At 35.2% G+C, this 14,769-nt stretch carries 14 protein-coding genes; 13 read left to right on the top strand and 1 reads right to left on the bottom strand.

Features of this window, described 5'->3' with window-relative positions:
• Positions 1-140 precede the first annotated feature (140 nt).
• From ACYSNO_RS02525 to ACYSNO_RS02475, 11 genes are all read left to right on the top strand, one after another.
• Positions 141-1,229, top strand: a complete 1,089-nt coding sequence (locus tag ACYSNO_RS02525) for a CDP-glycerol glycerophosphotransferase family protein (RefSeq protein ID WP_461729484.1) — start codon at positions 141-143, stop codon at positions 1,227-1,229.
• The gene (locus ACYSNO_RS02520; RefSeq protein WP_461729483.1) at positions 1,222-1,959 is read left to right on the top strand and encodes a WecB/TagA/CpsF family glycosyltransferase; all 738 of its coding nucleotides are present in this window, start codon (positions 1,222-1,224) and stop codon (positions 1,957-1,959) included. Before ACYSNO_RS02525 ends, ACYSNO_RS02520 begins: the two co-directional genes overlap by 8 nt.
• A 4-nt stretch (positions 1,960-1,963) precedes the next feature.
• The gene (locus ACYSNO_RS02515; RefSeq protein ID WP_461729482.1) at positions 1,964-4,513 is read left to right on the top strand and encodes a CDP-glycerol glycerophosphotransferase family protein; all 2,550 of its coding nucleotides are present in this window, start codon (positions 1,964-1,966) and stop codon (positions 4,511-4,513) included.
• A gap of 15 nt (positions 4,514-4,528) precedes the next feature.
• Complete coding sequence (locus ACYSNO_RS02510; RefSeq protein ID WP_461729481.1) at positions 4,529-6,835, top strand: CDP-glycerol glycerophosphotransferase family protein; 2,307 nt, start codon at positions 4,529-4,531, stop codon at positions 6,833-6,835.
• An 83-nt stretch (positions 6,836-6,918) separates the two neighbouring features.
• Positions 6,919-8,196 (top strand): endolytic transglycosylase MltG, encoded by a 1,278-nt coding sequence (mltG, locus tag ACYSNO_RS02505; RefSeq protein WP_461729480.1) that lies wholly within the window; start codon positions 6,919-6,921, stop codon positions 8,194-8,196.
• Between the two features lie 163 nt (positions 8,197-8,359).
• The gene (gene greA / locus ACYSNO_RS02500; protein ID WP_461729479.1) at positions 8,360-8,833 is read left to right on the top strand and encodes a transcription elongation factor GreA; all 474 of its coding nucleotides are present in this window, start codon (positions 8,360-8,362) and stop codon (positions 8,831-8,833) included.
• A 128-nt stretch (positions 8,834-8,961) separates the two neighbouring features.
• Positions 8,962-9,693 (top strand): cell wall-active antibiotics response protein LiaF, encoded by a 732-nt coding sequence (gene liaF / locus ACYSNO_RS02495; RefSeq protein ID WP_461729478.1) that lies wholly within the window; start codon positions 8,962-8,964, stop codon positions 9,691-9,693.
• Positions 9,690-10,769: a sensor histidine kinase gene (locus ACYSNO_RS02490; RefSeq protein WP_461729477.1), complete on the top strand. Its 1,080-nt coding sequence runs from the start codon at positions 9,690-9,692 to the stop codon at positions 10,767-10,769. The genes liaF and ACYSNO_RS02490 overlap by 4 nt, the downstream gene beginning before the upstream one ends.
• Positions 10,766-11,395: a response regulator gene (locus tag ACYSNO_RS02485; protein ID WP_461729476.1), complete on the top strand. Its 630-nt coding sequence runs from the start codon at positions 10,766-10,768 to the stop codon at positions 11,393-11,395. Before ACYSNO_RS02490 ends, ACYSNO_RS02485 begins: the two co-directional genes overlap by 4 nt.
• A gap of 14 nt (positions 11,396-11,409) precedes the next feature.
• Positions 11,410-12,075: a potassium channel family protein gene (locus ACYSNO_RS02480; protein WP_461729475.1), complete on the top strand. Its 666-nt coding sequence runs from the start codon at positions 11,410-11,412 to the stop codon at positions 12,073-12,075.
• A gap of 12 nt (positions 12,076-12,087) precedes the next feature.
• Entirely contained in the window at positions 12,088-12,381 is a 294-nt protein-coding gene (locus ACYSNO_RS02475; RefSeq protein WP_461729474.1) for a HesB/YadR/YfhF family protein, read from the top strand.
• Between the two features lie 211 nt (positions 12,382-12,592).
• On the opposite strand, the gene ACYSNO_RS02470 is transcribed toward ACYSNO_RS02475, so the two are convergent.
• On the bottom strand, positions 12,593-13,240 hold the full coding sequence (locus tag ACYSNO_RS02470) for a DUF1189 family protein (protein WP_461729473.1): 648 nt from the start codon (positions 13,238-13,240) through the stop codon (positions 12,593-12,595).
• Positions 13,241-13,495: 255 nt separating this feature from the next.
• On the opposite strand from ACYSNO_RS02470, the gene ACYSNO_RS02465 reads away from it, so the two are divergent.
• On the top strand, positions 13,496-14,104 hold the full coding sequence (locus ACYSNO_RS02465; RefSeq protein WP_461729472.1) for a superoxide dismutase: 609 nt from the start codon (positions 13,496-13,498) through the stop codon (positions 14,102-14,104).
• A 162-nt stretch (positions 14,105-14,266) separates the two neighbouring features.
• Positions 14,267-14,677, top strand: coding sequence for a glycerol-3-phosphate cytidylyltransferase (gene tagD / locus ACYSNO_RS02460; RefSeq protein WP_461729471.1), 411 nt, complete (start codon positions 14,267-14,269; stop codon positions 14,675-14,677).
• Positions 14,678-14,769 lie beyond the last annotated feature (92 nt).

Here is a 14,769-nt window from a genome sequence, read left to right as displayed (position 1 = left end):
ATGGGGTACAAATTGAGAAGGTTCATCTTAAAAATGACAAAAAGGGTACATAAAACAAGAAAGGTGCGATTGCAATTATTAGAAATAGTATAGTTTTATTTTTTAAAGAGTTATATTTATGTGGGATAAAAGTTTCATCGATGGTTAGTAAAAAGAAAAATAACAACATAATTTTTTTATTAAGCTTTCCTGAAACAAGTAATACTATTTTAGAGTATTTGTACGAAGAATATGCCGAAAAATTAATTATTTGTTATACAAGAAATAGTGAAACATTAGCTAAACACTTTGAGTCTAGGGGACTTAAAGTTTATCCAATCGAAAGCTACTTTGTCTTATTAAAAAAGGTTATTCCCAGTATTCAAGGAACCAAAATTGTTTTAGCAGATAATTATTTTGCTTTTTTTGCAGGAATGTCTCTGACAGCCAGAACAAGAGTTATCCAATTGTGGCATGCAAATGGAGCAATAAAAAAATTTGGTTTAGAAGCAAAATATGTTTCTAACAAATCAAGATGTGATAAAAAGAGATATAAAAAAGTATATGGTACATTTACAGATTATGTCCTAAGCTCTGAGAAAATGAGAAGGATATTCGAAAAGAATTTTCAAGAATCTATTCGGATTTTGAGTTTTGGTTATCCTCAGACAGATTATTATTTTGATGAAAAATTGTTGAATGAAGACAAGAAAAGATTTATACAAAAAATAGATACAAATAAAAAGGTATTATTATATGCGCCAACTTATCGAGAAGATATGGGGAATTTTGCTGTATTGACAAAAGAAACTTTGGAACAATTAAGTAAGGACTGGTGTATACTTGTGAAGTTACACCCACATGATGTAGAAAAAAATAAATCGTTCATTAATATACCAGGTGTGATAACCAAACTAGAAGATTTTGAATTAAAACAAATATTGCCATCCGTCGACTGTCTGATTACGGATTATTCCTCAATTCCTTTTGAATACTCTTTAGCTAATCCTAAGGGAAGAATGATTTTTTATTGTCCTGATTTTATAGATTATAAGAATAAAGTAGGTATTGAAGATGATTTTTTAGAGTGGATTCCAGGAGTGCTTGTAACAACAGAAGTAGAGTTAATTAGGGAAATATACTCAATGAAAGAGTTTTCGATGGAGATATTTAATGAAAGATGGAATGAATATGCCAAAGGAAACTCACATAAACAATTAATTGAATGGATGAATGAATATAATGACTAGCGAATTAATCATGGGGGTGCCCGTAGATAAGATTACATATGAGATAATACTTGAAGACTTAGAAAAAAATCTGAATGAGTCAAATAAAAAAATGACGATTGTAAGTGTAAACCCACAAGTGGTATTGGAATCCAAAAAGTATCCAGAAGTAGTTGAATTTATAAAAACTAGTACACATCGAATTCCAGATGGAATTGGAATTGTACTAGTTTCTAAACTGACTGGAGGTTCAATAACAGAACGTGTAGCAGGTTTTGATATGATGGTTAAACTATTAGAATATGGAAATAAACACTATAAAAGTGCTTTTTTTTATGGTGCTAGTCCCGTAGTATTGGAGGATATGCTCTATAACTTAAAACAACAATATCCTAATTTGAAAATATCCGGAGGAATTGATGGGTACACTACCTTGAGAGATGAAGAAATTGTAAAGATAATTAATAAAGAAAGACCAGATTTCCTTTTTGTTGCCATGGGAGTACCTAAACAGGAAATTTGGTTAAGTCAAAATTATGAAAAATTGGATGTTAAAGTTTTTCAGGATGTCGGTGGCAGCTTTGATGTTCTTAGCGGGCATGTAAAGAGAGCACCTCAGTTTTATATTAATTATCACTTGGAATGGTTATATCGCTCAATTAGCAATCCAAAACGAATTAGTCGTATTTTTCAATTGCCAGTTTTTATTATAAAAAGTTTACAGTGGAAATGGAAAAAACAAAAGAGGTGACAATATGAATAGAAAAGAAAAAATAAAAAATTTTTTAATACTACTGCTAAAGCCACTGATAGAGATAATTAGAAATAAAAGGATTAGACAAAATTTTAGGTATTATCGATATTTAAAATATAAAAAAATAAAGAAGAATACCTTTTTATTAGAGTCTTATCATGCCGTGAGTACTACAGGAAATGTTTATGCAATTTTTAAACAATTACTCAAAGATAATCCTGATGGTCATTATTATTGGGTAAGTATAGAAAAAAGTAATAACCAAATGACGAAGTACCTAGAGTTTAAGAATGTCGAAATTATCGAATATGAAAGTTGGAAATATTATAAAATGTTGGCTACATGTGAGTATTTAGTAAATGATACTTCTTTCATGCCTTATTTTGTAAAAAAACAAGATCAAAAATATATTAACACTTGGCATGGAACACCATTAAAAACTTTGGGGAAAGATATTAAAAATGCTGTTATACATGCACATAAAAATATTCAAAGAAATTTGTTGCAAACAGACATATTGTTAATGCCAAATCAGTTTACTGCAGAAAAGTTACTAGAGAGCCATGATCTTTCTGGAGTTTTTAAGGGACAAGTTTTTGTTACCGGGAATGCTAGGGTAGATTTAAATTTTTTAGAACCATTAGAAGTTAAAGAAAAATATCAAATGCCTTTGGATAAAAAAATTATTTTATACGCGCCAACTTGGAAAAAGACAAATGAAGAAACAACAGAGGCAGACTTGATAGCGTTAATTGATGAAGTTCGTAGAATTCAAGAAAATGTTTCTTCAGAATACCAAGTCCTTTTGAAGACACATTATTTTATTTATGATTATTTTGTAGAGATGGGACTAAAAGATAAAGTTGTTCCGAATTGGGTAGATACGAATGAATTACTCTCGTGCGTAGATCGTTTAATTACGGATTACTCAAGTATCTTCTTTGATTATTTATCCCTAAAAAGACCAATCTATTTTTATATACCAGACAAAAAAAAATATGAGAGTACAAGAGGATTTTATTTAGATATTGATCAATTACCAGGCGGTGTTTATCTTAACCTTGATTCAATGTTATTGGATTTAACAGTGGAAGTGAATGACTATCAAGAAAGATATTCTGAAAAGATTGATTTTTTTCTACAATCATTTTGTTATATGGATGATGGCCAGGCGTCCAAGAGAAGTACCGCTGCTATCTTAAACAAGATTTCTTTAAAACATGAATGTATCAAATTTGATTCGAAAAAAGAAGTGATTCTTCTTTATTCAGGTGGTTTATATAATAATGGGATTACTAGTTCAATAATCAATTTATCGAAAGAAATTGATTACGAAAAATATGAGCTAGTAATCATAGAGTCAACGAATATGCCTGATGGAAAAAAAGAGAACATAGAGAAGTTAGATTCTAGAGCGAGGTTGATCTTTTTATTCTCCAATACTGTTCGAACCTTTATAAGTTCGTACAATCAAAACTTGTATTTTCAAAAAGGATGGAATCATCGTCTTCTTTCTAAGAAGACCTTAATTGAGGATACGCAGTGGGAACTTAAGCGAGTTTTAGGAAATTTAAAACCAAGTATAGCAATTGATTTTGGAGGATATAATAAAGTCTTTAGCACTTTAATTGGGCTTGGAGAATTTAATAGAAAATCAATTTACTTGCATAGTGTTATGATGGAAGAATATGAAAAAAAAATAAGGGGGCACTTCATTCATAAGAAAGATCTAAATGTTATTTTCAGTATATATAATCTTTTTGATCGAATTGTTTCCGTGTCAGAAAGTAGCAATGAGAGAAATAGGAACGATTTATCACAATTCATTTTGAACAAATCTAAAATGATATATATAAATAATGTAATTGACTCTAACCAGATTATAAAGAGTATCGAAGAAACTAGACATATTAATGAAGGGAAAAATATCTTCTCAAAAATCGATAATAAATATCGTTTGCCGTACTCAGAATCAATTGATCAGTTTGGTGTTCAGACAGTTACTAGTATTATTGCACCAGCAATTGAAACTGTTAATTTTGTATCTGTAGGGAGATTATCACCAGAAAAAAATTATATAAGCTTATTAAAGGCTTTTTCTATTGTTTATCAAAAAAATGCTAATATTCGTTTATTTATGGTAGGTAATGGTCCTCTTTTGTCAGAATTACAATTAGAAATTCAAAATCTAGGATTAGAAGATGTTGTGATGTTATATGGCTACCTACCTAACCCAGCTGTGATTATGAATTTATGTGACTGTTTAATCTCATCATCTAATTATGAAGGGCAAGGGTTGGTTCTACTTGAAGCAATGATTATTGGGAAATGTGTCATAGGTACAAATGTTGTAGGAAATAAAAGTGTTTTAAAAGATTACCCACAGTCATTAGTAGAGAATACAATAGAGGGGCTGGTTGATGGAATGGAACGTTTTCTTTCAGGTCAAATTCCAGTTCACCAGTTTGATTCTAACTTGTATAATTTAGAATCTATGACGGATTTTTGTCAAATGGTTCTAGGGGAGTGCCATACTAAATACCAAGATTAACAGGAGTGATTTACAATGACCTTACGTGATAAAGTAAAGAAAATCTTGCCGGCTCCTAAAGAACTAGCCTACCTAAAATACCGTAAGCAGCCCGTACAACCAAACACCATTTTACTTGAAGGTTCTCATGGCCGAGAGTTCTCAGGTCATATTTACGCGCTCGCAAAAGCGTTGAAGGTAGACTATCCTGAATATCAGTTTAAAGTGGCCGTTCGAAAAAATGTTGTTCTTCCGCGTGAATTTGCCGAAAATCGGGTGGAGCATGGCAGTCGACAATATTTATCTTTACTGGCAACCGCTGAAATCCTGATTAATGACACATCTTTTTGGAGTTTTTTTCATAAAAGAAACGAACAAAAGTATTATATTTTTTGGCACGGGACACCATTAAAATGTCTAGGAAAGGCCACACAAGTTCAAGGATACGGGAACGTGCAGCGAAATTTCGCTGCAGCAGATCAGATTTTTGTTAGTAATGAATTTACTCGTGAGAAATTGGCAAGAGACTTCGGTGTCGAAAATATCGTGGATAATGAATTTGTGGTTGGGCCGTCACCTAGAAACAGCCAACTTTTTGTCCATCGTGTGATACCAGGAAGATATCTTTATATGCCGACTTGGCGTGGAACAGATCTTACACAGGTGAGTGTTCAGCAGGCGTTTTATACGTACTTGCAAGACTTGGATAAAGGATTAACAGATTCAGAAGAACTATATATTAAATTGCATCCTTATGAGGCGCAATTACTTGAATTTAATGAAGCAGACTATCAACACCTGAAATTGTATCCGGCTGAGATTGAAGTATATGAATTTTTACAAACAGTTGAGAAGTTGATTACAGATTATTCTTCGATTATGTTTGATTTCGCTTTGACCAGACGTGACATCTTACTTTTTACGTATGATAAAGCAGCTTACTTAAAAGATCGCGGCATGTATTTAGAGATGGATTGCTTGCCTTTTCCTCAATTTAATAACACACAAGAATTACTAGCAGGACTCCGAACAGAAAGAGAACCGAATCAAAATCAATTGATAGAAAGTTTTTACCAATATGATTCAAAAGCGGGGACCCAAATCGTCTTGGATTATTTATTAGAAAAACAAGACCATCAGCAAATTCAAGTCTATTCAAATTGGAATCAAAAGGAAAATGTTTTAATATATGCCTATCAGTTAGCAGATAACGGTATAACGGCCTCCTTATTAAATTTATTTAAAAAGATTGATTTAAATAAACGTAATTATGTTCTAATTTGGCAAGAAGGGATGATCTCTAAAGCACTTGAATACAAAATTAAACAATTACCTCAAGGTGTATATACGTTTATTCAAATGGAGAAGGTGCAAGCAACCTTACTCGAAACCTTGGCAACAGGCCTATATATGAATGGCTTCACGCTTTTAAAAGATCAGATGCACGCGATGTATCAACGCGATTTTCAACGATGCTTTCCCCAAATGCCTGTTCAGACGTTTATCCATTACCCAGGCTATGATCGCTCTTATTGTGTTTGGATTTCCGCGCTACAGGAACTAGGAATAGCGACCATGATATTTGTACATACTGATATGGAAAAAGAGTTTCAAGTGAATCCTACCCTCAAAGCTAAGGTTATCTACGAAGCCTACCAACAGGCGTCAACAGTTGTTTGCGTAACGAATCAATTAGTTGGAAAAATCCAACCGCTTGCTCCTTCTGCCAACCTCAAGGTAATGAATGTTCTATTGAATGAGCAAGAAATCAAAACTAAGGCGAAACAAGAGAATGGTTTGGAACTTCCAGTAGACTTGGAAGTAGCCTTGACTTCACAAGAGATTACTGTTTTTGTCAGTGTTGGACGCTTCTCAAAACAAAAAGGTTATGATCGTCTTATTCATGCTTTTGAACAGCTAGGTGATTTAAATACACGTTTAGTCTTAATCTGTTCTTACGGTCCTGAGAAAAATAATCTTGAACAACAAATTGCACAAAGCTCACGTAAAGAGTCAATTTATTTATTCGTCCAATGTCCAAATCCTTATTATTTGGTGAAACGCTCGAATGCCTTTGTCTTTTCGAGCCGTTATGAAGGTCTGGGAATGGTTGTTTTTGAGGCCTTAGCACTCTCAACACCTGTAATTATGACTCGAATTCCAGAGACCTTAGAAGTCTTAGGCTCTGAGAAAGCGGCCATTGTTGTTGAGAATTCAGAGGCGGGATTATTGGAAGGAATGACTCGCTTTCTTGCTGGAGAGCGACCCGGCTTACATTTTGATTTTCAAAAATATGAAGAGAAGAACTTGGCCATTTGGGAACAGTTGTTTATGAAAGATTAGTTTTTGTCTAAGAGAGTTTCCCTCGCTCAGACTTTCGTGTATAATGAGACAAGTTAGTATTTTGAAAGTAAGGAGGAGTTGTTTTGTCAAAACAACATCCAGAGGAATCATCCATTAAAGAACAGGTGATGAATTCCTTGCAACAATCAGAAAATCATAAAAAAAGAGCACAAGATTCGATGAAAGAAAGCGAAGTCACAAATACGCGCGCTTCTCGAACAAATAAATCAAAGCTTGCAACCAAAAAAGTGGATTTGAAGAATCAAAATCCTGAAAAGTTTCGTCGCCAAAAGGAAGACAAGTTGGTGAATCGAATTGTCTTGATAGTCGTTGTTACACTGGTTTTTGTTTTAGGAATCTCAGGTTTTTCGATTTATCGTTACATTACTTCCAGTTTAGAGCCGCTCGATCCAAATAATAAAGAAGTCGTCTTTGTCGAAGTACCAATCGGATCTTCGAATAAAATGATTGGTGAAATCTTAGAAGAACATCAAATTATTAAGAATGGAACGATTTTTAACTTTTTCACAAAATTTAATAATCTGAGCGGTTTTCAAGCCGGACGTTTTCAGTTTTCTCAAAGTATGACACTCGATGAAATTAGCAACATCTTAAAAGAAGGTGGTTTAGCTGCCGACCAAGCGGATGCGCGTCTTGCGATTCCAGAAGGGTATGATATTGATCAAATTGGTGATGTCATTGAGAAAGAAACGGACTTTAGTAAAGCCGAATTCCTAGATGCGATGGCTGACAAGAAAATGTTTAACCAAATGAAAAATCGTTATCCAGTCTTACTAGCGGATGCAGCTAAGGCAAAAGGGGTTCGTTATCCTTTAGAAGGTTATTTATTCCCGGCAACATATGATTACTTTAAGGGGATGCAATTAGATGATCTCGTATCACAAATGGTTGGTAAAACAAATGAAGTCATGACGAATTATCTTGAAGCGATTGAAGAAAGTCAATGGAATCTTCATGAGGTTTTAACGCTGGCTTCCCTTGTTGAAAAAGAAGGGGTTGAGGAAGAAGACCGTCGGAACATCGCTCAAGTCTTTTTCAATCGTTTAGCCATCGATATGCCACTGCAATCAGATATTGCGATTCTCTATGCTCTTGGTGTTCATAAAGAACTGGTGACCTTTAAAGACTTAGAGGTGGATTCCCCTTATAACCTGTACAAACATACTGGTTTTGGTCCAGGACCCTTTAATAATCCTGGAGAGGCAGCAATTGAAGCTGTTTTGAATCCAAAAGAAAATCCTTATTATTATTTCGTAGCGGATTTAGAGACCGGGAAAGTTTATTTTGCGGAAACGTTAGAAGAGCATAATGTTCTTGTTGAGCAATATGTAAATAAATAGCTAAAAGTTCTTAAAACGGTTTACATTTAAATAAAAGAATGGTAATCTTTTGTGGATTCAAGCAAAAGGTTACCTTTGTTTATTCCAATAAACGGATGGCTAACCAGTAAAAATGAATAGAAAAATAAAAGAATAGGAACAGAAACAAAAGGAGATTGTAACTATGGTAGAAAAAGTATATCCAATGACAGAAGAAGGCAAAGCAAAACTAGAGTTAGAGTTAGAAGAGTTAAAAACCGTTAAACGTGGTGAAATTATCGAACGGATTAAAATCGCTCGTAGCTTTGGAGATCTTTCAGAAAACTCAGAGTACGAATCTGCAAAAGATGAACAAGCTTTTGTTGAAGGTCGAATCACGACACTAGAAAATATGATTCGCTTTGCGGAAATTATTGATAATAATAATGTGAATGAAGACGAAGTTTCCATTGGTAAGACGGTTTCTTTTATTGAATTACCAGATGGCGAAGAAGAAGAGTATGTAATTGTGGGAAGCGCAGAAGCTGATCCATTAGCAGGAAAAATTTCGAATGATTCACCGATTGCACGGGCATTAATCGGAAAAAAATTAAACGATGAAGTCGCTATTTCGACTCCCGGTGGCGAAATGTTGGTTAAAATTGTTCGTGTGAAATAATCAATTACTTGAGAAATAGGAAGGAGTCGTTTGACCTTCCTATTTTTTTGTTTTTTTCAGTCTAAAGATGGATGTAAAAAGACGAAAAGATGATAGGATAAAGTGGAGAGAATAGGGGGGGGATTTGATTGAATAAATCTTGGCGCTTTTTTATTATTGTGGAAAGCTTATTTTTGTTGCTTGCACTTTGGCAACTGGTCAATCATTTTTTAATTATTATTATGCTTGGGATTGGTGCACTTTTAATCTTTGTATCACAAAACAATCAAAGAGAAAACCACCCCAAAAATGTGAAATTGATGTTAGGTTTGACGATTGTTTTTTTTAGCTTACTAAACATTCCGGCGATTTGGTTTATGCTCGTCTTTGGTGTTTTATTTATTGGATTAAAAGGCTTAGAATTATCGGGCCTATCGTTATCGAAGAGTCCTTTTCAGTTGAAAAAAAAGATGCTGATTGTTGAAACGAAAGAAGCAAATCCTAAGAGTGGTCGGGTGAGAAAACAACAGTTGTTTGGGAATGAACGATTAGGAAGTCAAATTTATGAATGGGATGACTTAAACCTCATGATTGCTAGTGGGGATACGATTATTGATTTAGGCAATACAATCTTACCGAAAAAAGAAAATTTTATTGTGATTCGCAAAGGCTTCGGACGAACACGGATCTTAGTTCCATCAGGCGTGGGGATCCACTTAGATTGTAGCGTCTTTGCAGGCACGGTGATTTTTGATGAGGATCGAATGGAACTGCGAAACGAGCAACTGACACTTTATAGTACGGACTATGATGAATCGTCTCGACGTGTTAAAATTATATCAAATACCTTGATTGGGGATGTCGAGGTTATTCAAATATGATAAAAAATAATCCTAAGTTATTTATTGCCTTGTATAGTGGGTTTTCAACTTTCTTACTGCTTGTCTTAGTTCTATTTTCCTATGGGTTTGCTTTAGGGAATAAGAAATGGCTACTGGAACTCTTTCAGATTAAATTTTTATTAATCCCTTTTGCCTTTTATTTATTTGCATTATCGGTAATTGTGGGTGCAATCATTTATTTATTTGTTTCATTTTATCAAAAACGATTGTTGATGCCGATTGAAGAAAAGCTACGTTTGTTAGCTGGAGGCAATTTTGATAATCCAATTTTAGATGAAGGCATGCCTTATTCCACTTCAAATCAAACCTTATTCGAGATGGATAATGATTTTTATATGATTCGAATGAAGCTAAAAGAAATTTTGTCCGAATTGCAAGTCTTAAATAGCCGACCACAATTAATTGATGGCGTGTCAAAAGAAGAGATTCTTGAAAATGAACGCCACCGCTTGGCCCGTGAATTACATGATTCGGTGTCACAACAACTCTTTGCTGCGATGATGCTGCTTTCTGCACTGGATGAGCAAGGGGATGAAATGAATATTCCGGTCGGTTATCAAAAGCAGTTAGAAGTTGTGACAGGCATTATCAACGCCGCACAATCGGAAATGCGCGCCTTGCTCCTTCATCTACGTCCGGTTACTTTAGAAGGGAAGACGCTGAAAAAAGGCATTGAACAACTACTTATTGAGTTAAAGACAAAAGTAAATATTGAATTGAAGTGGGAAGTTGAGAATGTTCGGATTCCGTTAGCAACAGAAGATCAATTGTTTCGGGTAATTCAAGAACTACTTTCAAACACACTTCGGCATGCCAAAGCGACAGAGTTAGAAGTTTACCTTCATCAAGTCAATCAATCCGTTTTGTTGCGGGTGATTGACGATGGGATTGGCTTTGATGTGGAAGAAAAACAAAACAAGGCGGGGAGTTATGGATTAATGAATATTAGAGAACGAGTGGCGAGTACAGGGGGAACATTAAAAATTATTAGTTTCCCGAAACAAGGAACTAGTATTGAAGTGAAAATACCGTTATTGGGAGGCAACCTAGAATGATTAAAGTGTTATTAATCGATGATCATGAGATGGTGCGTTTGGGCGTTTCCTCTTATTTATCTGTGCAAGAGGACATCGACGTGGTTGGGGAAGCAGAAAATGGACTCATTGGTTTTGAAAAAGCCCTCGCCTTGCGACCAGATGTGATTTTGATGGATTTAGTGATGGAAGTGATGGATGGTATTGAATCTACCCAAAAAATTTTAGAAAAATGGCCAGCTGCGAAAATTCTAATTGTGACCAGTTTTATTGATGATGAAAAAGTATATCCGGCAATCCAAGCAGGAGCAAGTGGTTACTTGCTGAAGACCTCTACTGCACGTGAAATCGCTGATGCCATTCGAGCAACTTACCGTGGAGAACGAGTACTTGAACCAGAAGTAACAAATAAAATGGTGAACCGCGTTGCTCATCCGCCGCGAGCCTTACACGAAGACTTAACAAGACGTGAAGAAGAAGTTCTTTTATTAATTTCAGAAGGAAAAAGCAATCAAGAAATCGCCGACCAACTCTTCATCACGCTAAAAACCGTCAAAACACATGTTTCAAATATCTTGGCGAAGTTAGAAGTGGAAGATCGAACGCAAGCAGCAATTTACGCCTTTAAACATCACCTAATTAAATAACTGGGGGAAGAAAAATGAAGCAAAACTATGCAATTATTGGTCTAGGACGTTTTGGTGGAAGTATCTGCCGTTCTTTAGTAGAATCAGGACAAGAAGTCTTAGTCATCGATAGCAATGAAGACCGTGTCAATGAATACATGAATATTGCAACGCATGCCGTTGTGGGAAATGCACAAGATGAAATGACTTTACGTTCTTTAGGTATTCGAAATTTTGATCATGTGATTGTAGCGATTGGTGAGGATATTCAAGCCAGCATTTTAGTGACGCTCATGTTAAAAGAAATGGGTGTTCCCAACGTTTTAGCTAAAGCTCAAAATGAATATCACGCGCGTGTTTTAGAGAAAATTGGTGCAGATAAAGTCGTGCATCCTGAACGAGACATGGGGGTTCGTATTGCTCATAACTTGGTTTCAAAAAATATTTTAGAGTTTATTGAACTTTCGGATGAATTTTCTTTAGCTGAAATTCGTGTGACCAATGCGCGCTTTTTTAATAAAACATTGATTGAGCTAAACTTCCGGCAAAAGTATGGGTTAACGGTTGTGGCTATACGCCGGGGCAATGGGAAAGTCGTTGTTTCACCCGATGCGACAGAAGTTGTGAAGGAACATGATAATTTATTGGTAATCGGTACAGCAGAAGATGTTGACATGCTCGATGAAAAAATAAATAAATAGAGGAGTAGTACGATGAAAGTAACCGTGACACCGAAAGTGCTTGATTGGTTTAAGAAAGAAATTGTGTTAGAAGAAGGCCAGGGCATTCGTTTTTTTGGGAAAGTGTATGGGAGTACACAAGTTCATGAAGGGTTTTCAGTTGGGATGTCAGTTGATCGTCCAGAACGTGTCCTATTTGAAGAAGAAATTGAAGGACTGTTGTTTTTTGTAGATGAAAATGATGATTGGTTCTTCCGTGGGTATGAAATGACCGTTGATTTAGATGAAAAATTAAACGAACCGGCTTACTTCTTTACGGAAGAATAAGAAAAACGAACGACTAATCGCGCACATTGCCCGGTCAGTCGTTCGTTTTTATTCAAGCGGAGGGACTTGAGGGAGTGTCCGCATCGATAAAAGAAAGAGCAGGACACTTCCAATTAAAATAAAGGTGTCCCCGATGAAGGTTGGATTGAACAAAGCAATCAGTGTGGTGACGCTAACAGGAAGCGTGCTACAAAAAATAATGATTTTTAAGTTATTTAAGAAGTTTGCTTTCAAGCCACGAAAACGTGCCGCGAGATTTGCAAAAAAGTGTGGCTAAAATAACAGTGAAAATTAGAGAAAGAAAGGCCGGATAAATGGCAACGAAAAAGGTCAATGGGAAAATCCACCAAGGGAGCTGTTTTTCCAAAATAATTTGGCGCAGTTTCTGTCCAGTAAGCTCCGTCATTTGAGGAGTATCATAAGGAATACTCATCTGATTTGACCCAAGAAGTGAAGTGACGCTTTCTGTTGCAGGAAAGGTAATGACTGCTTGGTTTTTTAAGAGCCCCACACTTAAAAAATTCCCTAGCAAATCTTGGCCAATTTCTTTTGCTGTTCGTTTTCCTTCCGGATCGAATGTAAAGATAATGGAGTCTGTTTGATAAATGAAACCTTCTTGTCCTTTGTTGACGTTTAAAGTGCCTGCTTCGATTGTGAAGTCAGGAATATTTTCAGCAATTTTTTGCCCATCTTGTCGCATGGAAGCGAAGATTTGTACCATTTGGCTCGTAAGTGGAATGGCTAAGATGGCACTTAATAGAAGTAGGTGGGCAATTGCCTGACCGAATTTTATTTTTTGAACCGCTTGAAGTTGATCGATTTTCAAGATTGCACTTTTAAATGCTTGCATGTATGACATAAAATAAGCTCCTTAATCATAGTAAGATAGCTTTTATTTTAACGGACTCTAAGCAGTTTAACAAGGAAATTGAAAAAAAGAAGGGAATCTCTCATGAAATTCACGCTTGTATTTTCGAATGTCACTCGTTTTTGCTTTGAATGAAAAAAGGTACCTATTTAGAAAAAGCAGAAAAAGTGAGGCATATGTTTTGATGAAAAGAGCATTCTTTGATAATCTTATAGTTGTAAATATAACATTTAGGAGGAATTTTTTATGACTTATCAATTACCAAAATTACCTTATGCTTACGATGCTTTAGAACCTTATATCGATGTGGAGACAATGCACTTACACCACGAGAAACATCACAATGCTTATGTTACAAATTTAAACGTAGCAATTGAAAAATACCCAGAATTAGGCTCAAAATCAATTGAAGCGTTAATTTCTGATATGGATGCAATTCCTGAAGATATCCGTACAGCGGTTCGTAACAACGGTGGTGGCCATGCAAATCATACGTTCTTTTGGAACATTATGGCTCCTAACGCAGGCGGCGAGCCTGTAGGAGAATTAAAAACAGCGATTGATGAAGCTTTTGGTAGCTTTACTGATTTTAAAGCACAATTCAAAGCAGCTGCTGCAACGCGCTTTGGTTCAGGTTGGGCATGGTTAGCATTAAAAGACGGTAAATTAGAAATTACCTCAACACCAAACCAAGATTCACCACTAATGGATGGAGCGACACCAATCTTAGGTTTAGATGTTTGGGAACATGCTTACTACCTAAACTACAAAAATGTACGTCCAGATTATGTTGATGCTTTTTGGAACTTAGTAAACTGGGAAAAAGTAAACGAGTTATATTTAGCAGCAAAATAAGAACGAGTACTGAAAAGCCCTTTTCGTTTCGACAACGAAAAGGGCTTTTTATTAGGCAAATCAAGTGAAACTTGTGATAAAATAGTGAATTATGGTTGCTATTCGAGAAAATATTTGCTATCGTGATGAAAGTAAATGAATCAATAAAAATGAGGTTAGAAGATGAAACGTGTAATTACTTATGGTACTTTTGATTTACTCCATTACGGACATATTAATTTATTACGTCGAGCAAAAGAACAAGGCGATTATTTAGTGGTGGTTTTATCAACCGATGAATTTAACTGGGAAGAAAAACAAAAAAAATGTTATTTCTCTTACGAAAAAAGAAAGCAACTATTAGAAGCCATTCGCTATGTTGATTTAGTGATACCTGAAAAATCTTGGGATCAAAAAGTGACAGATGTGAAGGAATACCATATTGATACCTTTGTTATGGGGGACGATTGGGCAGGGAAATTTGACTTTATTCAAGAAGAAACCACTGCCGAAGTCGTTTACTTGGCTCGTACACCAGAAATTTCAACGACGCAAATTAAAAAAGATTTAGAATCAGGGAAAATCAAGGGGTAGGGGATGTTGCTGCTCCTTGATTTTCTTTTGAATGATTTTCTATTCAAAAAAATTGTGCTATGATAAGAAATGTATCTTCATTTTGGATGAGA

The organism is Enterococcus sp. LJL98, assembly GCF_054871745.1.
Note: the sequence above shows the minus strand (reverse complement) of the source record. Positions and strands in the feature narration are given on the sequence as shown.

Bases quoted from the DNA above. Each gene is read 5' to 3' on its own strand.
- ACYSNO_RS02470 (WP_461729473.1), bottom strand. From the start codon at position 13,240: ATGTCATACATGCAAGCATTTAAAAGTGCAATCTTGAAAATCGATCAA.
- ACYSNO_RS02465 (WP_461729472.1), top strand. From the start codon at position 13,496: ATGACTTATCAATTACCAAAATTACCTTATGCTTACGATGCTTTAGAA.
- greA (WP_461729479.1), top strand. From the start codon at position 8,360: ATGGTAGAAAAAGTATATCCAATGACAGAAGAAGGCAAAGCAAAACTA.
- ACYSNO_RS02480 (WP_461729475.1), top strand. From the start codon at position 11,410: ATGAAGCAAAACTATGCAATTATTGGTCTAGGACGTTTTGGTGGAAGT.
- ACYSNO_RS02485 (WP_461729476.1), top strand. From the start codon at position 10,766: ATGATTAAAGTGTTATTAATCGATGATCATGAGATGGTGCGTTTGGGC.
- ACYSNO_RS02525 (WP_461729484.1), top strand. From the start codon at position 141: ATGGTTAGTAAAAAGAAAAATAACAACATAATTTTTTTATTAAGCTTT.
- ACYSNO_RS02515 (WP_461729482.1), top strand. From the start codon at position 1,964: ATGAATAGAAAAGAAAAAATAAAAAATTTTTTAATACTACTGCTAAAG.
- tagD (WP_461729471.1), top strand. From the start codon at position 14,267: ATGAAACGTGTAATTACTTATGGTACTTTTGATTTACTCCATTACGGA.
- ACYSNO_RS02510 (WP_461729481.1), top strand. From the start codon at position 4,529: ATGACCTTACGTGATAAAGTAAAGAAAATCTTGCCGGCTCCTAAAGAA.
- ACYSNO_RS02490 (WP_461729477.1), top strand. From the start codon at position 9,690: ATGATAAAAAATAATCCTAAGTTATTTATTGCCTTGTATAGTGGGTTT.
- ACYSNO_RS02520 (WP_461729483.1), top strand. From the start codon at position 1,222: ATGACTAGCGAATTAATCATGGGGGTGCCCGTAGATAAGATTACATAT.
- ACYSNO_RS02475 (WP_461729474.1), top strand. From the start codon at position 12,088: ATGAAAGTAACCGTGACACCGAAAGTGCTTGATTGGTTTAAGAAAGAA.